This window comes from Reyranella sp. (assembly GCF_965249915.1).
Taxonomy (GTDB): Bacteria; Pseudomonadota; Alphaproteobacteria; order Reyranellales; family Reyranellaceae; genus Reyranella.
The window spans coordinates 5,437,974-5,458,497 of sequence record NZ_OZ252257.1; the positions used below are offsets into that span (position 1 = coordinate 5,437,974).

A 20,524-nucleotide genomic window follows, 5' to 3' on the forward strand; every position below is an offset into this window, starting at 1 on the left:
ACCCGCTAGTGGGCCGCGGCCTTCTCGCGCCGCCGCAGGGACCAGTTGCTCTGGATGCGAATCTCGGGATTTGGAACGGTCCAGCAGGCGCCGCCCTCGTCGAGGAAGACGACCCAAAGAAGATGGGATTCGGGCCCATAGTCGATGAGGAAGTGAGCGAGGCCCGGACCCTTCGGGGTCTCGAGCGGGAGCGGGGGGTCCAATTGGGTGATCATGGTGTCCGAACGGCCTGGAGCATCTTCGGGTTGCCGCAGGAAGGCACTTCTTGCGGCAACACCCGAGTCTGCCCCACTCAGTCGAAGCCGAACTGCACGGCTTTGGTCGACGCCTCGTCCATTGCCTGCACGACCCGCTGGAACGAGCGTTCGGCCGCCGTGCTGCGCTGCGGCGTTCGCGTCGGCTGGAGAACGAACAGGAGCATCGACCTCGCCGTCACGTCGTAGACCTGGCGGAAATCGCGTAGCCCCAGAGGCTCGCCTTCGGGATCGCTGGTATCGATCAACCTCACCCAGCGGCTGCCGCCGACCGCCTCCGGCAGGGTGAACGGCACCGTGTCGGTATGGGAGTTCATCACGATCAACAGCGTGGAGTCCGAACCGACCCGGCGGATGCCGGTTTCCTGAGCGCGGCCGTCGAGCAGCACGCCGAGGCAGCGCGCATTGCCGTCGTTCCAGTTGTCGTCGGTCATCTCCTCTCCCGCCGGCGTGAGCCAGCTCACGTCCTTGACGCCCAGCTCCTCGTCGAAGGCGCCGGTGAGGAAGCGGCCCCGCCGCAGCATCGGCAGGGCGTGACGGATCATGATCAGCTTGCGCACGAACTCGGCGAGGTCGCGTTCGGCCGGGCCGATGCCCTCCCAGTCGACCCACGAGATCTCGTTGTCCTGGCAGTAGCTGTTGTTGTTGCCCTTCTGGCTGCGACCGAACTCGTCGCCGCCCAGGAGCATCGGCGTGCCGCGCGACAGGATGAGGGTCGCCAGCATGTTGCGCATCTGGCGCAGTCGCGTGTCGAGGATCTCGCGGTCGTCGGTCGGCCCCTCGGCGCCGTAATTGTTCGAGAGATTGTGCGAGTGTCCGTCCTTGTTGTCCTCGCCGTTCGCCTCATTGTGCTTGTCGTTGTAGGCGACGAGATCGCCGAGCGTGAACCCGTCATGCGCGGTGATGAAGTTGATCGATGCCCAGGGCTTGCGTCCGCGTTTGGCGAAGAGATCGGCCGAGGCCGTCAGTCTGGCCGCGAGGGAGGGAACCTTGCCTTCGTCTCCGCGCCAGTATCCGCGCACCGTGTCGCGGAAAGCGTCGTTCCATTCCGCCCAGCCCGGCGAGAAACGGCCGACCTGGTAGCCGCCGGGTCCCATGTCCCACGGCTCGGCGATCAGCTTGACCTCCGACAGGACGGGATCCTGGCGGCAGGCGTCGAGGAAGCGTCCTTCTTCCTCGAAGCCGTGCGGCTCGCGGCCGAGGATGGTGGCGAGGTCGAAGCGGAAGCCGTCGATCCTCATGTCGGTCGCCCAGTACCGCAGGCTGTCCATCACGAGCTGCAGCACCCGCGAATTGCTGAGGTTGACCGTGTTCCCGGTGCCGGTGTCGTTGATGTAGTAGCGCCGGTCCGGCGCCAGCCGGTAGTACGAGGCGTTGTCGATGCCCTTGAAGCTGAGCGTCGGTCCAAGCTGGTTGCCTTCGGCGGTGTGGTTGTAGACCACGTCGAGGATGACCTCGAGGCCGGCGGCGTGCAGGTGCGCCACCATCTCCTTGAACTCCGCGAAGGCGAAGTCCGGATTGGAGGCGTAGCGGCGCGCCGGTGCGAAGAAGCCGATCGTGTTGTAGCCCCAGTAATTCTTGAGGCCTTTCTCCAGCAGGTTGCTGTCGTCGACGAAGGTGTGGACCGGCAGCAGCTCGACCGCGCTGACGCCGAGCGAGGAGAGGTAGCCGGTGATCTCCGCCGACGCGAGCCCGGCATAGGTGCCGCGCAGCGTTTCCGGAACGGCCGGATGAAGCTGGGTGAGGCCACGGACATGTGCCTCGTAGACGATCGTATTCTCCCACGAGGTGCGGCGGCGCGGCGCACGGCCCCAGCTGAAGGCCGGGTCGATGACGCAGCTTCGGTAGGTGAAGGGAGCACTGTCGCGATCGTCGAAGGTGAGATCGTCGCCGCTCTCCATCTTGTAGCCGAACAGGGCCGGGTTCCAGGTCAGCTTGCCGATCACCTGCTTGGCGTAAGGATCGAGCAACAGCTTGTTCGGATTGAAGCGATGGCCCGCCGTCGGCTCGTAGGGGCCATGGACGCGATAGCCGTAGACGGTGCCGGGCCGGGCATCGGGAAGATAGCCGTGCCAGACCTCGTCGGTGTATTCGGGCAACACGATTCGATCGATCTCGTGCTCGCCGCTCGCATCGAACAGGCAGAGTTCTACCTTGGTCGCATTGGCCGAGAAGAGCGCGAAATTGACGCCGAGCCCATCCCAGGTTGCGCCCAACGGGTAGGGGAGGCCCTCGCTCAGGCGAACGGGGCTCATGCTTCGGTGTCCACGGTTGCAACGGAAGCGGCACCCGGCACGGTGGCTGAAGGAACTGGAACGGAAATGGTGGTGTCTCCCCTGGTCGACTTTGCTCAACGGCCGCGGGGCACGTTCGTTGCGGCGCGGCAATCGGCGAGTCCGGCCCGGTCTCTGCGGTGCCGGGGGGCCGGCCGGGGAGGGGCGAGACAATGCGCCGGGTTGCGACGGCCGGCGCCGGCCTGTAAGCGCACGCTCACTTTGAGGAGCGGGAACAAAATGGCCGACAGCGACGACGACTATGTCTACGACGAGGCCAGCGGCGAATGGATTCCCGCGGCCGAAGCCGCCGCGAAGAAGGCTGCAGCCGAAGCCGCTGCGGGCACGGTCGAGGTGCGCGATTCCGTCGGCAACCTGCTGGCTGATGGCGACAGCGTCCTGCTGGTCAAGGATCTGAAGGTCAAAGGCTCCAACCAGACCCTGCAGCGCGGCACGGTGATCAAGAGCATCCGCCTGACCGGCGACGCCCAGGAGATCGACTGCCGCCACGACACCATCAAGGGGCTGGTCCTGCGCGCCGAGTTCGTCCGCAAGCGCTGAGCGACCGAAGCGCTCCGGCGCGGGGCGCGTTGCCGCGTGAAGGCGACGCTGCACGTTCAGGGAGCGTGACGCGGAGGGCGAAGGAAAGGCCCGAGCCAGTCGCTGGACCGGCGGCTCGATCGTAAACCGAAATTCGAGAGCGTCGAGCAACGGCGCCGCCCGGACTGCGTATTGTCAACAGTGACACGCGATCCGCGCAGAATGGAGGTACCGATGCTCAGCCGCGTTCTTCTCACGACCCTCGTTGCCGCTGGCACTCTTGCGGCGACAACGATCGTCACCTCGCCGTTCCAGCCTGCAGATGCGCAGGCATGGGGTGACAAGGATCGCGATGGGGTCCCCAACGCCGTCGACCCCTACAACAACAACCGCCCCAACCGCGGCTGGGGGGACAAGGACCATGACGGCGTTCCCAATCGCGCCGACCGTTACGACAACCGCCCGAACCAGGCTTGGGGTGACAGAGATCGAGACGGCGTTCCCAATGCCGTCGACCCTCAGAACAACAACCGCCGTCCCAACCAGGCCTGGGGAGACAAGGATCGCGATGGCGTCCCGAATGCGGTCGATCCGTACAATAACAATCGCCGGTTTCAATAACCTATCCTGAGCCAGAGAACGCGGGGCGCTTCGGCGCCCCGCGGCTGGCACGAGCCTGTGTTCAAGGCCGCGGAATGGCTTGTCGCGTGCTACCATCGCGCGATGCTTCACTACCTGCACATCGGCAAGACCGGCGGCTCGACGATCAAGGCAGCCCTGAAGGACTGCGGCGACCTGGTGGTGCTGCATCGCCACGCGACCAGGTTGCGCGACGTGCCGGTCGGTCAGAAGGTGTTCTTCTGCATTCGTCACCCGGTGCCTCGCTTCGTGAGCGGCTTCAACAGCCGGCTCCGCATGGGGCGCCCGCGGCTGAACAGGAAATGGTCGCCGGACGAGGCTCGAGCCTTCGCGATCTTCAAGACGCCCGACGCGCTGGCCGTCGCCCTGTCGGCTCGCGACGAGGGCACGCGCACCGCGGCCATCGAGGCCATGGCGGCGCTGCGGCATGCCACGCCCCTGACCGAATGGTTCTCGATCGAGGAGTGAAGGATCGTGCGGCCGACATCGCCTGCATCCTGTGGCAGGACAAGCTCACCAAGGATTTCGCACGGGCGAAGAGGCTGCTGGCGCTGCCGGCCGATATCACGTTGCCGACCGACGAAGTCGCGACCCATAAGACCCCGCAGGGCTTCTCCACGACTCTCAGCGAAGAGGGAGAGGCCAACATCCGGCGGTGGTATCGGAACGACCTGCCGCTCTTCCGACACTGCCGGGAAATGCGTCGCGAGATCTTCCAGCGTGCGCGAGCCGCGGTCTGACGCCGTGCGGCTTGGGAATCGAAATCGGGCAGCCGTTGCGATCGGAGGACGGGCGTCGCTAATCGGGTGGAGTGGGGTCGCGAGCCAGCTGCAGAGGGGCCGAGGGCCTGGCAAACGGCCGAATCCCGGCGCCATCGAACCGATATCTGCCCTTGCAGCGCGCGCCGCGGAACGTGCTACAAAGGATCCAGGCAAATAGAGGGGCAACGCAATCCCCCACCGGCAATCCCCCATCGGATCGCCGGCGAGTACTGAAATGGCTTGTCCCCGTAGCTCAGCCGGATAGAGCAGCGGTTTCCTAAACCGGAGGTCGGAGGTTCGAATCCTCTCGGGGACGCCAGCTCGCGTCGGAGAAGCGCGAGTTTCTAGCCGAAGGTGAACGTGACGGGTCGCGAACCGATATTCCCGATTCCGGCGCCCCGTTTACCCGTCGATACGAATTCGAAGATTCCGTTCTGCCCATTGGTGCAATTGATGGCACCTTGGCCGCTGCGAGACGTCATGTAGACGAATGTCCCGGTGCAACTCAGGCCCTTGTTCGTGGTGATCGCGAGGGTACCGCCGCCGTCCATATAGCCTGTGGCCGAGCCCGTGAATGTCTCTGGCCCGTCATCCAGGGAGCCGGTGACGGGTAAGGTCGTGCTACACGCGGAGGCGCTGAGTATCGTCAGGAGCGCGGTTGCGGCGCGCATCGTGCTTCCCCGATAAGTTGCGGAGGCAGGATGGCAACTTAGAGAACGCGGAGCAAGTACTCAGCCCCTCCACGGTACATCATCGTGAGAGACGTTCGGTCGTGCCGATCAACGCCAGAAGAGCGCCAGCAGAATGATGATCGGAATCGGCAAGCCGACCAGCCAGAGAAGAATTGAACGGCCCATTTGTATCTCCTTCGTGTCAAGGTATTTTGAAACGAGCCGATGCCCTTGAAGGTTGCGTGAGGCCATGCAACGTGCACAGTGCCCAAGCGTTTGTGCCGGGTTGACTGGAGTAGCGTTCCTTGGCTCTTCTCGATGGTCGCACGATTCTCATCGTGGAAAACGATCCGGCGATCGGGCTGGATCTAAGGGCAACTCTGTCCGCTGCCGGCGCAACGCCCGTCGGCCCCGCCAATAGCGTCGACGGTGCTTTCGCGCTGATCGCCGATCATGCGCTCGATGCCGCGATCCTCGACATCCGCCTCTACAAGGACGAACTTGTGTTTCCCGTCGCCGACACCCTGCTGGCGTTGCGTGTGCCCTATGTCTTCGCGAGCGGACGGTCGACGGCGCTGATGCCGCTCCGCCATGGCGACAAACCATTCTTCGACAAGCCCTTCCGCCCCGAGGAGATCGTCCAGGCGCTGGCGAAGATCCTGGAGGGCGAGCGCGTGGCCTAGCCGTTCCCGGCGGTGGCCCGACCCGGCATTGCAACGGTCTCCGGGCCCGCGCGTTGGGCAGGCAATCTCAATCGCCTTGCAGGAGCCGACGATGCCCACCCCGAAAGAAATCGAAGAGAAGTTCTGGTCGGCCCTCAAGTCCGACATGACCATGATGCTGGGTCTCGATGGCGTCGAAGACGGTCACGCCCGACCCATGACCGCGCAGCTCGACGGCGAGCGCGGGCCGATCTGGTTCTTCACCAGCCGCGAAAATGGCATCGTCGAGAAGCTCGGCGCCGGCCAGGGCAATCGCGCGATCGCCACCTTCACGTCCAAAGGCCATGACCTGTTCGCGACGGTCCACGGCAGCCTCTCCCTCGACAACAATCCGGCGGTGATCGACCGTCTGTGGAACCGCTACGTGGCGGCCTGGTACGAAGGCGGCAAGACGGATCCCAAGCTGGCGCTGCTGCGTCTCGATGCCGAGCGCGCCGAGATCTGGCTCGATGCGTCGAGCATCGTGGCCGGCATCAAGATGCTGTTCGGCGCCGATCCGAAGCAGGATTACAAGGACAAGGTCGCAACGGTCAGCTTGCGGGGCTGAGGATGGCGAGGATCGGGCGCATTCCGTCCGACACCCTGCGGGATGTCGATCGCCGCATCGAAGAGGCGACCGGCGCGCAACTCCGTCGATGCGCGGGCAGCCGGCGACGCATCGAGCGGCGGTTGCGCGAGCTCGACGAAGAGGTTGAGCTCGAAAGCCTGCTCGACCACAATGCTTCCGTCATCGCCTCCCTTGGTGTGATGGTGGGCGCCTTGGTCAATCGTCGTCTGCCCTCTGTCCCCGTCTCCTGGACGGCATCGCTGGTGCAGCTTGCCGCGAGGGGCTGGTCGCCGCTGGAACCCCTGCTGCGGCGGCTGGGGATTCGGACCGCACGCGAGATCGAGATCGAGCGCGTGGCGCTCGGGATCCTGCGGGACGATCTGGACCGGCTTCCCGCCTCTTTGGGAAGCCGTCGCTTTTCCGACAATGCGATACGGATCGTCCACCACTGAGGATCGGCCGACTCGTTTTCTTCGTCAGTCGCCGGCTGCGGCGACGCCTTCGGCCGGCGGCGGTGTCGTCTTGCTCTTCTTGGCCTTGCCGCGTTCTTCGAAGCGCTGCAGCACGGTGAAGAAGGACGGCACGAACAGCACGGCCAGGCAGGTCGAGGCGATCATGCCGCTGAACACGCAAAGGCCCAGCGAGATGCGCGAGTTGGCGCCCGCGCCCGTCGCCGTTACCAGCGGCACGACGCCCAGGATGAACGCGAACGAGGTCATCAGGATCGGCCGGAAGCGGGTGCGGGCCGCGTCGATCGCCGATTCGACGATATCCTTGCCTTCGGCCCGGCGCTCGCGCGCCACCTCGACGATCAGGATGGCGTTCTTGGCGCCCAGCGCGATCAGCAGCATCAGGCCGATCTGGGTGTAGATGTTGTTGGCCAGCCCGACCGCGTTGAGCGCGATCGCCGGGCCGCTGAGCGCCAGCGGCACGGCCAGGATCACGCCGAGCGGCGCGATCCAGCTCTCGTACTGGCCGGCGAGGCACAGATAGACCAGCAGGATGGCCAGCGCGAACACGTACAGCAGCTGGTTGCCGACGATGTTCTCCTGGTACGCCATGCCGGTCCATTCATAGCCGGTGCCGGGGGGAAGGATCGCCTTGGCGATCTGGTCCATCAGGTCGATGCCTTCGCCCGAGCTGAAACCCGCTGCCGGAGAGCCGACGATCGCGGCCGACGGGTAGAGATTGTAGAGGCTGATCAGCGGCGGGCCGAGCGCGGGCTTCAGCTCGGCGATGGCGCCGATCGGCACCATCTGCCCGTCGAGGTTCTTGACCTGCAGCTTCAGGATGTCCTCGGGCCGCGTGCGGTACTGCGAGTCGGCCTGGATATAGACCTGGAGGCTCAGGCCGAACTTGTTGAAGCGGTTCACGAAGGACGAGCCCATGTAGCTCGACAGGGTCGTGAAGACGTCGCCAACCGGCACGCGGAGAGATTCGGCCTTCACGCGATCGACCTCGATGCGGACGTGCGGCGCGCCGGCGCGGAACGAGGTGACGAGGTTGGTGAGCGCCGACTGGGTGCTGGCGCTCCGGATCACGGTGTCGGTGATGGCCTGCAGCTTGGCATAGTCGAAGCTGCCGTCCTTCTGCTCGATCTGCATCTGGAAGCCGCCGGCATTGCCGATGCCCTGGATGGCGGGCGGCACGATGACGAAGGCGCGACCGTCCTGCAGGACCTTCAGCTTCTCCATCAGGCCGAGCACGATCGAGCGCAGGTCCTGGTCCTTGGCCTTGAGACGCGTGTCCCAGTCCTTGAGGATCACGTACGACACCGCGGCGTTCGCCAGGGAGGAGTTGCTGTCGAGCACCGACATGCCACCCAGGGCGACCACGTTCTCGACGCCCGGCGCCGCCATGGCGATCTCGGCGGCCTGACGCAGCGTGACGCCCGTACGTTCGAGCGAGGCACCGTCCGGCAGCTGCACGCCGATGATGAGATAGCCCTGGTCCTCGTTGGGAATGAAGGCCGTCGGCAGCCGCGCGACGCCCCATCCGCCGATGCCGGCCGCGACCAGCGCCAGCAACACCATGAATCCGGCGCGGTGGACCATGAAGCCGACCAGCCCGGCATAGGCGTCCTCGAGCTTGCCGTAGACCTTGTTGAAGCCGCGGAAGAAGACGTTGCGCTTCTCCGGCGGAGTGGCGGCCCGCAGCCACATGGCGCACTGGGTGGGCTTCAGGGTGGCGGCGTTGACGGCGCTGATCAGGGCGGTGGCGGCGATGACCAGGGCGAACTGGGCGAACATCTGGCCGGTCAGGCCGGGCAGGAAGGCGGCCGGCAGGAACACCGACATCAGCACCAGGGTGATGCCGATCACGGGGCCGAACAGCTCGTCCATCGCCTTGATCGACGCGTCGTGGGGCGTCATGCCCCGTTCGATGTGATGGGCGACGCCCTCGACGATCACGATCGCGTCGTCGACCACGATGCCGATCGCCAGCACGATGCCGAACATGGTCGTGGTGTTGATCGTGAAGCCCAGCGCGGCCATGGCGGCGAAGGCGCCGATGATCGTCACCGGGATCGTGGTCGCCGGCACCAGCATCGCGCGCCAGTCCTGCAGGAAGATCACGATCACGATCAGAACCAGGATGCCGGCCTCGATCAGGGTCATGAAGACTTCGTGGATGGATGCCTTCACGAAGAGCGTCGTGTCGAACGGCACTTCGTAGGCGAGGCCGGGCGGGAACGACTTCGACAGTTCGGCCATCTTGGCCTTCACGCGATTGGCGACATCGAGCGCATTGGCGTCGGGCAGCTGGTAGATCGCGAGGCCTGAATTGGGCTTGCCGTTGATGTGCGAGGTCTGGGAGTAGGTCTGGGCGCCCAGCTCGACCCGGGCGATGTCGCGCACCCGCACGATCCTGCCGCCATTGCCCTGCTCGGCCTTGACGATGATGTTGCCGAATTCCTCCGGCGAGCTGAGGCGGCCGACGACGTCGATCGTGTACTGGAAATCCAGGCCCTTGGGCGCCGGCGGCTGGCCGACCTGACCGGCCGTCACGTCCTGGCTCTGCTGCTGGATGACCTTGCTCACGTCCGACGGGGTGAGGCCGAACGTGTAGAGCTTCTGCGGGTCGAGCCACACGCGCATCGAGTACTGGCCGACGCCCAGCACGTTGACGTTGCCGACACCGGGCAGGCGCGCGAGCTCGTTGACGAGATTGATGGTGGCGTAGTTGCTGAGATAGAGGCTGTCGTAGCGCTCGTCGGGCGAGGTCAGCGACACGATCTGCAGGATCGAGGTCGATTTCTTCTGGACGACGAGGCCCTGCGCCTGCACCGGCATGGGCAGCGAGGCGAGCGCCGCGCTGACCTGATTCTGCACCAGTACCTGCGCGAAATTGAGGTCGGTGCCGATCTCGAACGTCACCGTCAGCGTGTAGGTGCCGGAGTCCGTGCTGTAGGACTGCATGTAGATCATCTTCTCGACGCCGTTGACCTGCAGCTCGACGGGCAGGGCGACATCGTTCACGACCACCGCAGCACTGGCGCCCGGATAGGTCGTGGTGACCTGGATCGTGGGCGGCACGACGTTGGGATATTGCGCGATCGGCAGGGTGGCCAGCGCCACGCCGCCGATCAGCACGATGACGATGGCGAGGACGTTGGCCAGAACCGGCCGGTTGATGAAGAAGGCGGAAATCATGGCTGCGCTCCGCGGCCGGTCACTTGGGGGCGGCGGCGGGCGCGGCGGGTGGCGCGGCGGGTGGCGCGGCAGGGGGCGCGGCGGGAGTGCCGTCGGTCGCGGTCTGGATCGTCGTCACCTTGGGAACGACCTTGGCGCCGGGAATGGCGGCACCGTTGGTGTTGAGCACGACCTGGTCTTCCGGCTTGAGGCCCGTCGAGACCACGCGCAGGCCGCTGGCGAGAAGCTGTCCGGTGGTGACCCTGGTCTGGACCACGACATTGTCCTTGTTGACCGTCAGCACGTACTTGCCGGCCTGGTCCTCGGCGATCACCCGGTTGGGCACCAGCAGCGAGGGCGTCGCCTCCAGCCCCTGAGGCACCTTCACGCGCACGAAGAAACCAGGAATGAGGGCGCGCGTCGGATTGCTGAAGAGTCCGCGGACCAGGATCGTGCCGGTGGTCGCGTCGAGTTCCGGCGACACGTAGTTGAGGAAACCCTTGTGGGGAAATCCCTCCTCGTTCATCAGGCCGATTTCCAGCGGAACCTTGCTCAGTTCCTCGGGGTCGAGCCGGCGATCCTTCAGGTTCTGACGGATCTGCAGCACGTTCTGTTCACTCATGGTGAACGTGACGTAGATCGGGTCCAGTTGCACGATCGTGGCGAGTTTGGTGGCGGTCGAGGCGCCGACCAGCTCGCCGACCGATATCAGATGCTTGCTGACGATGCCGTCGAACGGCGCGAGGACGGTCGTGTAGCCGAGGTTGGTCTGGGCGATCGTGAGGTTGCCCTCGGCATTCTCGACATTGGCCCGCGCATTGTCGCGCTTGGCCTTGGCCTGATCGTAGGTGTTCTGGGCCGAGACGTTCTGGCGAAGCAGGATTTCCTGGCGGGTGAACTCGGCTTCGGCTTGCACGAGCGAGGCCTTGGCGCCGTCGAGCTGGGCCTCTGCCTCCTTGACCTTGGCCTTGTACATCGTCTGCTCGATGCCGAAGAGCTTGTCGCCGTTCTTCTTTACGGAGCCGTCGACATAGTCCTGCGAGACGAGGAAGCCCTCGACGCGGGCGACGAGGTCGACGGTCGCGAAGGCCACCGTGTTGCCGGTGAGTACCTCGAAGGGCGCCACGTCCTGCTTCACGGGAACGCCGACGCTGACCTCGGCCGGGGGCGGGGGCTGGAACTTGTTCTCCTGCTTGCAGCCGGCGACCAGCCCGGTCAGCGCGATCGCCGCCAGGAAGGGCACCAGGCCCCCAATTCGCCTTGTGACTGCAAGAACTACGGCTTCATCGCTACGATTCGACATGTTTCCGACGATGCTCCCCGCGAGGCCGGCGCAAGCGTTAGCGCATCCCCTGCAGGATTGCCACCGCCCAGGGTCATCACAGCCGATTGAACAGGAGCGACAGATTGTTCGCCGGCATCTCGACGATCCCGGGAGGCGCGAATCCCTGCGAACGGGCGAGTTCGGTGACGGCCTCCAGGTCGCGCACGCCCCATGCGGGATTGCGCCGTTTCAGGTCGGCGTCGAAAGCCTCGTTGCTGGGCGCCGTATGCCGGCCGCCGCGCCGATAGGGGCCGTAGAGGAAGAGCAGACCGCCCGGGGGCAGCAGGCGCGCGGCGCCGGCGACCAGCCCGATGGCGGCTTCCCACGGCGCGATGTGAATCATGTTGCAGCAGAGCACGGCATCCGCCCGTTCGACCGGCCATGCCGACCGGGTGACGTCGATCTCGAGCGCGGGGCGCACGTTGTGCAGACCCAGGGTCTGCACCCAGTCGTCGACGCTGGCGCGGGCCCCTTCATCCGGGTCGCTGGGCTGAAACGTGAGTTCGGGCCGGGCGGCGGCATAGTGGACGACATGCTCGCCGGTGCCGCTGGCGATCTCCAGCACGAGACCCTTTTCGGGAAGCCGCGGCTGCAGCACGTCGAGGATGGGTTGCCGGTTGCGGGCCGCCGCCGGTGCTTCGCGCTTCATCGTGCCTCCTGGATCGCTTGCCAGATCCGCGCGGGGGTCGCGGGTCCGTGGAAGCCTTTCACGCCGAGCGGCGCCAGCGCGTCAAGGATGGCGTTGGCGATGGCGGGGAAGGCCGCGATGGCGCCGGCCTCGCCACAACCCTTCACCCCCAGCGGATTGGTCGTGCAGCGCGTGGGATTGAAGCCGAGATCGAACGACGGCAGGTCGTCGGCGCGCGGCAGGGCATAGTCCATGAAGGACGCGGCCACCATCTGGCCGGACGTGGCGTCGTAGGCGGCAAGCTCCAGCAGCGCCTGGCCCGCGCCCTGCGCCATGGCACCGTGCGCCTGGCCGGTTGCGATCATCGGATTGACCAGCACGCCGTAATCGTCGACGGCCGTGTAGCGCGCCAGGTCGACCCTGCCGGTGTCGCGGTCGATCTCGACCTCGACGACGTGTGCGCCATTGGGAAAGGTCATGTGCTCGCGCTTCCAGGCATGGAACGTGTCCAGCGGCGTGCCTCCCTCGCGACCGAGCGCGGCGACCTCGAGCAGGCCGATCGCGCGATCGGTGCCGGAAACGACGAAGCGTCCCTCCTCGAAGCGAATGTCGGCTTCGGACGCTTCCAGGGCATCCGCCGCCAGCACCGTTCCCTTGGCGATGATCTCGTCCGAGGCCCGCCAGATCGCCGTGCCGCCCATATAGGTGGCGCGCGAGCTGCCATGGCCGCCGCCGAACGCGATCGCGTCGGTGTCGCCCTGCACGAGGCGGATGCGGGCGTTGGGAACACCCAGCCGCGTGCTGAGGATCTGCGGGAAGGTCGTTTCGTGGCCCTGGCCGATATGCTGCGTGCCGGTGATCAGCGAGATCGTGCCGTCGGCCTCGAAGCACACGTCGACATTCTCGTCCGGCGGCCCGCCGGTGGCCTTGATGTGATAGGCGAAGCCCAGCCCGCGCAGCCGGCCGCGTCCCGCGCTCTCGCGCCGCCGCGCCTCGAAGCCCGCCCGGTCGGCACGGACCAGCGCGAGGTCGAGCGATTCGGCGAAGTGGCCGCTGTCGACCTCGAAGCCGAAGGCATTGGTCATCGGCATCGCCTCGGGCGCCACCATGTTCCGGCGCCTGAGGTCGGCACGATCGAAGCCGGTCTGAAGGGCTGCCGCGTCGATCAGCCGTTCGACGATGTTGATCGCCTCGGCGAAGCCCGGCCCGCGCGTCACGCCGATCGGCGCGGTGTTGGTGACGACGGCCACGACGTGCAGCGCGATCGAGGGAATGCGGTACACCGACCCCTGCAGATGAATGTACTGATAGGTCTGAACGCCGCCGCCGGCGCCCGCCATGTAGGCGCCGAGATTGGCGAGACTCGCGATCCTGAGGGCGAGGAATTTGCCCTGGGCATCGAGCGCCAGCGAAGCCTTGGCCCGCATGTCGCGCGCGGCATGATCCGACAGGAACACCTCGCTGCGGCTCGCGATCCATTTGACCGGCCGGCCGACCTTGCGCGCGGCCCACAGGATCAGCGCGTGCTCGACATAGGCGAAGTTCTTGGCGCCGAAGCCGCCGCCCACATCATGCGCCACGAACCGCACGTCCTTCGGCTCGGCGCCGAGCGAGCGGGCCACATGGTTGCGGTTGATGTGGATGTTCTGGCTGGAGACGTGGAGCGTGTAGCGGCCGGTCGTGGGATCGAAGGTGCCGACGCCGCCGCGCGGCTCCATCGGGTTCATCACAATGCGATGATTGTCGAGGTCGAGCGACACGACATGCGCTGCCGTGGCGAAGGCTGCTTCGGCGCCCGCCGTGTCGCCGGTGCGCCAGTCGAGACAGGTATTGTCTGGAATCTCGCCGGCAAGCTGCGGCGCGCCTTGGGTGCGGGCGGCCTCTGCCGAGGTCACGGCCGGCAGCGGCTCATAGTCCACGACCACCAGCTCCGCGGCATCGAGCGCCTGCGCGTGCGTCTCCGCCACGATCAATGCCACCGGCTCGCCGGCAAAGCGCACCTTGTCGCTGGCCAACAACGGCTGCGGCGCGAAGGCGAAGAGCTCACCCGTTTGCACGTTGGCTTCTGCATAGGGGCGAAGCGGCTTCAGCCCGTCGGCTGTTGCATCGGTGGCGGTGAAAACGGCGAGCACTCCAGGCGCTGAGCGGGCGGCGGCCGTGTCGATCGACTTGATGAGGGCATGCGCATGCGGCGAACGCAAAACCACGGCCTGCGCCAGCCGCTCGAATGTCAGGTCGTCTAGATAGGCGCCCTGGCCGGTTACGAAGCGCGCATCCTCGCGGCGCCGGGGAGAGTCGCCCATCCGTTGGATCGTCATGTGCGCAACGTCTCCGCGTTCTGGGCCTGGCGCTTCTCGTCCCACCAGTCACGCATCTGCAGGCCCCAGTAGGCAAGCTGCGTCGCTGCCCGGCCGGCGGCTCCTCCGGCCCAGCCGGTGCCGAAGGGCGCAAACAGGCGGCAGCGGGTGGGATCGCCCAGGATGCCGGCGGCGACCGCGTCGGCGCCTGCGGCCGTCTGGGCGACGCCATGGCCGCCGAAGGCCGAGCAGACCCAGAGACCGGGCTCGATCTCGCCCACCTGGGGCATCTTGTGCGGCGCGTAGCCCATGATGCCGGGCCAAGCATAGGCGATGCTGATGTCGCCGAGCAGCGGATAGACCGAGAGAATGTCGTTCCGCATCATGTCGCGCAGCCGCGGCGGCTCCGTCGTGTCGGTGGTGATACGGCCACCCCACAACAGCCGATCGCCGTCGACGATTCGGTAATAGTCGCCGGCGCGGCGCGTGTCGGAGATCGCGCCGCTCCACCGGATCGCCTCGCCGAGTCGCGGCCCGAGCTTGGCGGTGACGGCGACGTAGGTCGCCACCGGCAACACAGCGCGCGCAATGCGCGGCTGCACGGCGCCGAGATCGGCATTGCCGGCCAGCACGACATGCTGTGCCCGGACGCGACCGCGCGCGGTACGAAGTCGCCAGTACCGGCCGTCACGGGTCAACTCCACCGCTTCGGAATTTTCGTAGACCGCGCCACCCTGACGCTCGATGTCGGCGGCCAAAGCGAGCGCGAGGTTCAGCGGATGGATGTGGAACGAGGTCGGGTCGTGGATCGCCTGATGATAGCGTGCGGTCGCGAGCACGGCCCGGACGCGCGCGGTCTCCCACGGCTCGAAGGAGGCGCCGAGCTGCTCCGCGAGCTTGCGCGTGCGGTCGGCGAAACCCGCCCCCTGGTCGGTGCGCGAGACGCTGAGCTTGCCGGTGCCCATCAGGATGTCGGGGCGTGCGAGCTCGGTGATGGCGGTGCGTACGATCGCCACGCCTCGCTGCGACTGGGCATAGAGCCGTCGCGCGTGATCGAGCCCCAGCCGGTCGATCAAGGCGCCCGATCGCTGGGCATAGCCCGGACCGACGAAGCCGCCGTTGCGGCCCGAGGCGCCCCATCCGATCCGCTGCCGCTCCAGCAGGACCACCCGTTGGCCTTTTTGCGCCAGCAGCCGCGCCGTGTGCAGGCCCGCGAAGCCGCCGCCCACGACCGCGACATCGGCCTCTTCCCGCGTGGTGAGCGGCGTGCGCGCCGTGCCCGCGTCTCGCGTGGCGGCATACCAGCTGGCCGGATAGTCGGATTCGCTCATTTCCATTCTTCTCCGCGAGAAGAGGTGCCACGGGAAGGCTTGCGCGGCCACCTGCTCTCCCGCACTAATTTTGCCAGGGAATTTCTACCCATTTCCAAAATTCCGGAGGACGCATGTCGATCGATTTCGATGCGGTGATCATCGGCGCAGGCTTTGGCGGCATGTATATGCTGCACAAGCTTCGCCAGAAGGGTTTCACGGCGCGCGTGTTCGAGGCCGGCAAGGGCGTGGGCGGGACATGGTACTGGAACCGCTATCCCGGGGCGCGCTGCGACGTCGAGAGCGTCCAGTATTCCTACCAGTTCGATCCCGCGCTGGAGCAGGAATGGGAATGGAGCGAGCGCTACGCCACCCAGCCCGAGCTCTTGCGCTACGCCAACCACGTCGCCGACCGCTACGACCTGCGCCGCGACATCCGCTTCGAGACGCGGGTCAGCAAGGCCGTCTTCGACGAGACCGCCAACCTGTGGAGGATCGAGACCGAGAAGGCCGGCGGTGCATCCGACAAGGTCACGGCCCGCTTCGTGATCACCGCGATGGGCTGCCTGTCGTCGCCCAACACACCCAAGATTCCCGGCCTCGAGGATTTCAAGGGGCCGACCTATCACACCGGCAACTGGCCGCATGAAGGTGTCGACTTCACCGGCAAGACGGTGGGCGTGATCGGCACCGGCTCCTCGGCCATTCAGTCGATCCCGGTGATGGCGGAGCAGGCGAAGCATCTCACCGTCTTCCAGCGCACCGCCAACTACACGGTGCCGGCGCACAACAAGCCGCTCGACCCCGACTATGTGCGGCAGGTGAAGGCGAGCTATGCCGAGATGCGCCAGCGGGCCAAGACCAAGCCGGCCGGCATCGACTTCACGATCAATCCCGCATCGGCCGCCGAGACGCCGGAGGAGGAGCGCAATCGCCAGTTCCAGGCGCGCTGGGACTATGGCGGGCTGGGCTTCATGGCTTCCTTCTCCGACCTGCTGCTCAACGACGAGTCCAACAAGGCCGCGGCCGATTTCGTGCGCGCCAAGATCGGCGAAGTCGTGAAGGACCCGAAGACCGCCGCGGCGCTGGTGCCGAAGAACATCATCGGCTGCAAGCGGCTGTGCGTCGACACCGGCTACTGGGCGACCTTCAACCGGCCGAACGTGACGCTGGTCGACATCAGCGACGAGCCGATCGAGCGCATCACGCCGAACGGCCTGCGGGCCAAGGGCGAGGACTACACCTTCGATTGCCTGGTCCTCGCCACCGGCTTCGATGCCATGACCGGTGCGCTTCTCAAGGTCGACATTCGCGGCCGGGATGGCGTGACACTGAAGGAACGCTGGAACGAGGGGCCGAAGACCTATCTCGGCCTGACCGTCGTGGGTTTTCCCAACCTGTTCATGATCACCGGTCCGGGCAGCCCCTCGGTGCTGACCAACATGCTTCCCTCGATCGAGCAGCATGTCGATTTCATCGCCGACTGCCTCGAGGCGCTGCGCACCAAGGGCAAGACCGTGATCGAGCCGGTGCCGGAAGCGCAGGAGGAATGGGTCGGCCATGTCGGCGACGTGTCCAACATCACCCTGCGCTCGACCTGCAGCTCCTGGTATGTCGGCGCCAACATTCCCGGCAAGCCGCGCGTTTTCATGCCCTATATCGGCGGCCTGCCGGCCTACATCCAGGCCTGCGAGAGAGTCGTGGCCAACGGCTACGAGGGCTTCGCGCTGGCCTGACTCAGGGTCAATTTTGCTGCGAGCGACTCCGGTCGCGCGATCTTCTCTTGCTGCCAAGGAAGACGCGCCACAGGAGGGCCGCGCCCCCAGCGCCGGACCATGGCCATAGATCATTGACGAGAGCTATCGTATCGCCCTAAGTGTTAACTTATTGGTTAACTAACGGGACGCGAGGCCCGAATGCGCAAGTTCCTGACGATCGTCGTTGCCGTCGTCCTGGCAAGCATTGCGGCGATTCTGATCTATGCCGCGACGAGGCCGGATTCGTTTCGCGTCGAGCGTTCGGCGAGCCTGAACGCGCCGCCTGAGAAGATCTTTCCCTACATCGACGGGCTGAAGCGCTGGACCGAATGGTCGCCCTACGAGGGCCGCGACCCGGCGATGAAGCGCACCTACAGCGGCGCCGAAAGCGGCAAGGGCGCCGTCTACGAATGGGACGGCAACGACCAAGTCGGCAAGGGCCGCATGGAGATCGTCGATTCGACGCCGCCGCACAGGGTGGTGATCAAGCTCGACTTCCTCAAGCCCTTCGAAGGTCACAACATGGCCGAGCTGACCGTGGAACCGAAGGGCGGCCAGACGATTGTCACCTGGGCGATGTACGGTCCCAGCACCTTCATGACCAAGCTGGTCGGCACCTTCATGGACATGGACGACATGATCGGCCGGGATTTTGCGGCAGGATTGGCAAAGCTGAAGACCGTCGTCGAGAAGTGAACACACACTTGTCGAGGAGGATCCATATGAACCGCATGTTGCGCACGCTTGCCGTCGCTCTCGTGATGGGCTCGACAGCCGCGCTGGCCCAGACGCCGGCACCGGGAACGCTGCCGCCGGGAGTCTTCGCCGGCGAGCGCGACATCGCATTGGCGACGGCCGGCACCTATACGCTCGACGAGCAGCACACCGCGGTGATCGTTCGCGTTTCCCATATCGGCTATTCGCAGAGCGTCTTCCGCTTCGATCGGGCGAAAGGCTCGCTCACCTGGGATCCCGCGGCGATCGAGAAGTCGAAGCTCTCGGCCTCGGTCGAGACCGCTTCCATCGCGACCAACGTGAAAGGTTTCGCCGAGGAACTGGCGGGCGACAATTTCCTGAAGTCCAAGGCCTTTCCCGAAGCCACCTTCGTCTCGACGTCGTTCAAGCCGGTCGACAAGACGCGCGGCAAGGTCGAGGGGCAGTTCACGCTGATGGGCAAGACCCGGCCCGTCACCTTCGACGTCGAGCTGGGCGGCGCGGGCAAGGGCTTCGAAGGCAAGCCGCGCCTCGGCGTCCATGCCGTTGCGACGATCAATCCGCAGGATTACGGGCTGCCGTCGCTCTTCACCGACCCCATCCAGATCCAGATCGATACCGAGTTCGAGCGGAACCCTTAGCCAAGGAGGATGACATGGCGATCCAGCCCTATCTGTTTTTCAATGGCCGCTGCGAGGAGGCGCTGGCCTTCTATCAGGAGAAGCTCGGCGCCAAGGTCGAGATGATGATGCGCTTCAGGGAGAATCCCGATACTGGCGCGGCGGAACACATGAAGGTCGACCCCGAGGCGGTGATGCATGCCAGCCTGCGGATCGGCGAGGCGATGATCATGTGCTCCGACGGCATGTCGAGCGACGGCAAGACGAACTTTCAGGGCTTTTCGCTGGCCCTCGATGTCGCGACCGAAGCGGAGGCCGACAAGGCCTTCGAGGCGCTGGCCAGGGAGGGCCAGATCCAGATGCCGATCGGCAAGACGTTCTTCTCGCCGCGCTTCGGCTGCGTCGCCGACAAGTTCGGCGTCTCGTGGATGGTGATGGTGCCGCAGGAGATGTGAGGCCTAAGCCTCGCAATGGAGCGCGCCACTCCAGTGGCGCTCAAGCTTCGTCGCTGGACAAAGGATGAGCGCAACTGGAGTTGCGCGCTCCATTGATCGTTTCCGATTACGAAGGAAGAGTTACTTCTTCTCGACGTTGGACGAGCGCAGCGGTACGCCGAATTCGCGGCGGCACACCTCGGCCAGGACTTCGACGCCCTTGCGGATCGTCTCGGGCTCGGGATTGGCGAAGCACAGCCGCAGGCGCGAGCGGGCATAGTCCTTGTTGGTCGACCATTCCTGGCCGGGATTGAGCGAGACGCCGGCCGCGAGGGCGGCCTGGGCGAGCTTCGTCGTGTCCACTTGGTCCGGCAGCTTGATCCAGAGATAGATGCCGCCCTCGGGATCGCCGAACTCGGCGGCGGTGCCGAATTGCTCGGCCAGTGCCTCGCGCAGGACCTGCAGCTTGGCTGCCAGGGTCTTGTTGAGCTTCGGCACGTGGTTGGCGAAATGCTGGCTGCAGAACTCCGCCAGCACCATCTGTTCGAGGGCGCCGGATCCCGCGTCCTGCTTGAGTCCGAGGATGCGGCCGAGGATTTCCCACTTGGCCACGATGTAGCCGACGCGCAGCGCCGGTGCGATCGACTTGGAGAAGGAACCGATGAAGATGACGCCTTCGCCCTTGGCCATGGCGTAGAGCGAGCGCGGGCGCTTGCCGCTCCAGATCAGGTCGGAATAGCACTCGTCCTCGAAGATCATCACGCCGTACTCGGCGGCGATCTTCAGCAGCTCGGCGCGGCGCGCCTCGCCCATGATGGCGCCGGTCGGATTCTGCACCGTCGGGATCGTGTAGATGTACTTGGGCTTGATGCCCTTCTGCTTCAGCTCCTCGAGCTTCTGCTTCAGCACGTCGAGCCGCAGCCCCTCGCCGTCGAGCGGGATGCCGACCACATTGGCGCCGAGCTTGTTCAGCTTGGTCAGCGCGCCGCCATAGGTCTCCTGCTCGATGATGACGGTATCGCCCCGCGTCACCAGCAGGCTGTTGATCAAATCGAGGCCCTGCATCGAGCCCGAGGTGATCAGGATCTCGTCCGAGGCGCACTCGATGCCGGCATGGTCCTTGAGCTTGGCCGAGAGAAACTCGCGCAGCGGCTTGTAGCCCAGCGGGCCGCTGTTCAGGCCGTAGGTCGCGAGCGTCGCGCCCTCGCGCGTCAGCACCGCCGTGGCCGCGTCGATCAGCGCCTGCACCGGCACGTTGCCGGCGTCGTTGTGGCCGCCGATGAAGTTGTACTTGGGGAATCCGTTCCACTTCGCGGCGGGTGCGGGTGTGCCGGGCGCCAGCAGGGGCGCGAAGTCGAACGGAGCAGTCATGGTCGTTTCCTCTTTGGTTGGCCAATTGCT

Annotated in this window: 21 protein-coding genes and 1 tRNA gene; 12 read left to right on the forward strand and 10 right to left on the reverse strand. The window is 65.8% G+C overall.

The features are described 5' to 3' along the window. Window positions 1–5: 5 nt before the first annotated feature. Window positions 6–203 carry a hypothetical protein gene (locus ACP15H_RS26760; RefSeq protein ID WP_425069170.1) on the reverse strand — a complete coding sequence of 66 codons (198 nt, stop codon included), beginning with the start codon at window positions 201–203 and terminating at the stop codon, window positions 6–8. A gap of 89 nt (window positions 204–292) precedes the next feature. Next, window positions 293–2,509, reverse strand: a complete 2,217-nt coding sequence (gene glgX / locus ACP15H_RS26765) for a glycogen debranching protein GlgX (protein WP_425069171.1) — start codon at window positions 2,507–2,509, stop codon at window positions 293–295. A gap of 258 nt (window positions 2,510–2,767) precedes the next feature. On the opposite strand from glgX, the gene ACP15H_RS26770 reads away from it, so the two are divergent. The 5 genes from ACP15H_RS26770 to ACP15H_RS26790 all read left to right on the forward strand — a co-directional run bounded on the left by ACP15H_RS26770 (window position 2,768) and on the right by ACP15H_RS26790 (window position 4,786). Further along, complete coding sequence (locus tag ACP15H_RS26770) at window positions 2,768–3,088, forward strand: alkylphosphonate utilization protein (RefSeq protein ID WP_425069172.1); 321 nt, start codon at window positions 2,768–2,770, stop codon at window positions 3,086–3,088. 213 nt (window positions 3,089–3,301) lie between these two features. Continuing rightward, the gene (locus ACP15H_RS26775; RefSeq protein ID WP_425069173.1) at window positions 3,302–3,688 is read left to right on the forward strand and encodes a hypothetical protein; all 387 of its coding nucleotides are present in this window, start codon (window positions 3,302–3,304) and stop codon (window positions 3,686–3,688) included. A 102-nt stretch (window positions 3,689–3,790) separates the two neighbouring features. Beyond that, window positions 3,791–4,174 (forward strand): hypothetical protein, encoded by a 384-nt coding sequence (locus ACP15H_RS26780; protein ID WP_425069174.1) that lies wholly within the window; start codon window positions 3,791–3,793, stop codon window positions 4,172–4,174. Next, window positions 4,171–4,446 carry a hypothetical protein gene (locus ACP15H_RS26785; protein ID WP_425069175.1) on the forward strand — a complete coding sequence of 92 codons (276 nt, stop codon included), beginning with the start codon at window positions 4,171–4,173 and terminating at the stop codon, window positions 4,444–4,446. The genes ACP15H_RS26780 and ACP15H_RS26785 overlap by 4 nt, the downstream gene beginning before the upstream one ends. 263 nt (window positions 4,447–4,709) lie before the next feature. Beyond that, window positions 4,710–4,786 (forward strand) — tRNA-Arg (locus tag ACP15H_RS26790). 25 nt (window positions 4,787–4,811) lie between these two features. On the opposite strand, the gene ACP15H_RS26795 is transcribed toward ACP15H_RS26790, so the two are convergent. Together ACP15H_RS26795 and ACP15H_RS26800 are read right to left on the reverse strand one after the other, a co-directional pair. Further along, complete coding sequence (locus ACP15H_RS26795; protein WP_425069176.1) at window positions 4,812–5,138, reverse strand: hypothetical protein; 327 nt, start codon at window positions 5,136–5,138, stop codon at window positions 4,812–4,814. 108 nt (window positions 5,139–5,246) lie between these two features. After that, window positions 5,247–5,390 carry a hypothetical protein gene (locus tag ACP15H_RS26800; protein WP_425069177.1) on the reverse strand — a complete coding sequence of 48 codons (144 nt, stop codon included), beginning with the start codon at window positions 5,388–5,390 and terminating at the stop codon, window positions 5,247–5,249. 53 nt (window positions 5,391–5,443) lie between these two features. Here ACP15H_RS26800 and ACP15H_RS26805 point away from each other — a divergent pair, with 53 nt between their 5' ends. The 3 genes from ACP15H_RS26805 to ACP15H_RS26815 all read left to right on the forward strand — a co-directional run bounded on the left by ACP15H_RS26805 (window position 5,444) and on the right by ACP15H_RS26815 (window position 6,859). Next, on the forward strand, window positions 5,444–5,821 hold the full coding sequence (locus tag ACP15H_RS26805; RefSeq protein ID WP_425069178.1) for a response regulator: 378 nt from the start codon (window positions 5,444–5,446) through the stop codon (window positions 5,819–5,821). 91 nt (window positions 5,822–5,912) lie between these two features. Beyond that, window positions 5,913–6,407, forward strand: a complete 495-nt coding sequence (locus tag ACP15H_RS26810) for a pyridoxamine 5'-phosphate oxidase family protein (RefSeq protein ID WP_425069179.1) — start codon at window positions 5,913–5,915, stop codon at window positions 6,405–6,407. 2 nt (window positions 6,408–6,409) lie between these two features. Beyond that, window positions 6,410–6,859 carry a hypothetical protein gene (locus tag ACP15H_RS26815; protein WP_425069180.1) on the forward strand — a complete coding sequence of 150 codons (450 nt, stop codon included), beginning with the start codon at window positions 6,410–6,412 and terminating at the stop codon, window positions 6,857–6,859. Window positions 6,860–6,883: 24 nt separating this feature from the next. Here the strand turns inward: ACP15H_RS26815 and ACP15H_RS26820 are convergent, their stop codons facing one another. The 5 genes from ACP15H_RS26820 to ACP15H_RS26840 form a co-directional block, all read right to left on the reverse strand. Next, window positions 6,884–10,060, reverse strand: coding sequence for an efflux RND transporter permease subunit (locus ACP15H_RS26820; protein ID WP_425069181.1), 3,177 nt, complete (start codon window positions 10,058–10,060; stop codon window positions 6,884–6,886). A 19-nt stretch (window positions 10,061–10,079) separates the two neighbouring features. After that, window positions 10,080–11,342 (reverse strand): efflux RND transporter periplasmic adaptor subunit, encoded by a 1,263-nt coding sequence (locus tag ACP15H_RS26825; RefSeq protein WP_425069182.1) that lies wholly within the window; start codon window positions 11,340–11,342, stop codon window positions 10,080–10,082. A 76-nt stretch (window positions 11,343–11,418) separates the two neighbouring features. Next, a complete protein-coding gene (locus ACP15H_RS26830) occupies window positions 11,419–12,012 on the reverse strand; it encodes a DUF938 domain-containing protein (RefSeq protein ID WP_425069183.1) in 594 nt (197 codons plus the stop codon). Next, window positions 12,009–14,309 carry a xanthine dehydrogenase family protein molybdopterin-binding subunit gene (locus tag ACP15H_RS26835; RefSeq protein ID WP_425069184.1) on the reverse strand — a complete coding sequence of 767 codons (2,301 nt, stop codon included), beginning with the start codon at window positions 14,307–14,309 and terminating at the stop codon, window positions 12,009–12,011. The genes ACP15H_RS26830 and ACP15H_RS26835 overlap by 4 nt, the downstream gene beginning before the upstream one ends. After that, window positions 14,306–15,619, reverse strand: a complete 1,314-nt coding sequence (locus ACP15H_RS26840) for an NAD(P)/FAD-dependent oxidoreductase (protein WP_425069185.1) — start codon at window positions 15,617–15,619, stop codon at window positions 14,306–14,308. The genes ACP15H_RS26835 and ACP15H_RS26840 overlap by 4 nt, the downstream gene beginning before the upstream one ends. A 113-nt stretch (window positions 15,620–15,732) precedes the next feature. Here ACP15H_RS26840 and ACP15H_RS26845 point away from each other — a divergent pair, with 113 nt between their 5' ends. From ACP15H_RS26845 to ACP15H_RS26860, 4 genes are all read left to right on the forward strand, one after another. After that, on the forward strand, window positions 15,733–17,334 hold the full coding sequence (locus tag ACP15H_RS26845) for a flavin-containing monooxygenase (protein ID WP_425069186.1): 1,602 nt from the start codon (window positions 15,733–15,735) through the stop codon (window positions 17,332–17,334). Between the two features lie 180 nt (window positions 17,335–17,514). Beyond that, entirely contained in the window at window positions 17,515–18,051 is a 537-nt protein-coding gene (locus tag ACP15H_RS26850; RefSeq protein ID WP_425069187.1) for an SRPBCC family protein, read from the forward strand. Window positions 18,052–18,077: 26 nt separating this feature from the next. After that, complete coding sequence (locus tag ACP15H_RS26855) at window positions 18,078–18,710, forward strand: YceI family protein (RefSeq protein WP_425069188.1); 633 nt, start codon at window positions 18,078–18,080, stop codon at window positions 18,708–18,710. Between the two features lie 14 nt (window positions 18,711–18,724). After that, entirely contained in the window at window positions 18,725–19,144 is a 420-nt protein-coding gene (locus tag ACP15H_RS26860) for a VOC family protein (protein WP_425069189.1), read from the forward strand. A 120-nt stretch (window positions 19,145–19,264) separates the two neighbouring features. Here ACP15H_RS26860 and ACP15H_RS26865 read toward each other — a convergent pair whose 3' ends face one another. Further along, complete coding sequence (locus tag ACP15H_RS26865) at window positions 19,265–20,494, reverse strand: PLP-dependent aminotransferase family protein (protein ID WP_425069190.1); 1,230 nt, start codon at window positions 20,492–20,494, stop codon at window positions 19,265–19,267. Window positions 20,495–20,524 lie beyond the last annotated feature (30 nt).

Coding starts and splice junctions, on each gene's coding strand:
- ACP15H_RS26850 (WP_425069187.1), top strand. CDS start 17,515: ATGCGCAAGTTCCTGACGATCGTCGTTGCCGTCGTCCTGGCAAGCATT.
- ACP15H_RS26810 (WP_425069179.1), top strand. CDS start 5,913: ATGCCCACCCCGAAAGAAATCGAAGAGAAGTTCTGGTCGGCCCTCAAG.
- ACP15H_RS26800 (WP_425069177.1), bottom strand. CDS start 5,390: ATGGCCTCACGCAACCTTCAAGGGCATCGGCTCGTTTCAAAATACCTT.
- ACP15H_RS26795 (WP_425069176.1), bottom strand. CDS start 5,138: ATGCGCGCCGCAACCGCGCTCCTGACGATACTCAGCGCCTCCGCGTGT.
- ACP15H_RS26865 (WP_425069190.1), bottom strand. CDS start 20,494: ATGACTGCTCCGTTCGACTTCGCGCCCCTGCTGGCGCCCGGCACACCC.
- ACP15H_RS26780 (WP_425069174.1), top strand. CDS start 3,791: ATGCTTCACTACCTGCACATCGGCAAGACCGGCGGCTCGACGATCAAG.
- ACP15H_RS26770 (WP_425069172.1), top strand. CDS start 2,768: ATGGCCGACAGCGACGACGACTATGTCTACGACGAGGCCAGCGGCGAA.
- ACP15H_RS26775 (WP_425069173.1), top strand. CDS start 3,302: ATGCTCAGCCGCGTTCTTCTCACGACCCTCGTTGCCGCTGGCACTCTT.
- ACP15H_RS26855 (WP_425069188.1), top strand. CDS start 18,078: ATGAACCGCATGTTGCGCACGCTTGCCGTCGCTCTCGTGATGGGCTCG.
- ACP15H_RS26845 (WP_425069186.1), top strand. CDS start 15,733: ATGTCGATCGATTTCGATGCGGTGATCATCGGCGCAGGCTTTGGCGGC.
- ACP15H_RS26860 (WP_425069189.1), top strand. CDS start 18,725: ATGGCGATCCAGCCCTATCTGTTTTTCAATGGCCGCTGCGAGGAGGCG.
- ACP15H_RS26840 (WP_425069185.1), bottom strand. CDS start 15,619: ATGAGCGAATCCGACTATCCGGCCAGCTGGTATGCCGCCACGCGAGAC.
- glgX (WP_425069171.1), bottom strand. CDS start 2,509: ATGAGCCCCGTTCGCCTGAGCGAGGGCCTCCCCTACCCGTTGGGCGCA.
- ACP15H_RS26835 (WP_425069184.1), bottom strand. CDS start 14,309: ATGACGATCCAACGGATGGGCGACTCTCCCCGGCGCCGCGAGGATGCG.
- ACP15H_RS26830 (WP_425069183.1), bottom strand. CDS start 12,012: ATGAAGCGCGAAGCACCGGCGGCGGCCCGCAACCGGCAACCCATCCTC.
- ACP15H_RS26825 (WP_425069182.1), bottom strand. CDS start 11,342: ATGTCGAATCGTAGCGATGAAGCCGTAGTTCTTGCAGTCACAAGGCGA.
- ACP15H_RS26815 (WP_425069180.1), top strand. CDS start 6,410: ATGGCGAGGATCGGGCGCATTCCGTCCGACACCCTGCGGGATGTCGAT.
- ACP15H_RS26820 (WP_425069181.1), bottom strand. CDS start 10,060: ATGATTTCCGCCTTCTTCATCAACCGGCCGGTTCTGGCCAACGTCCTC.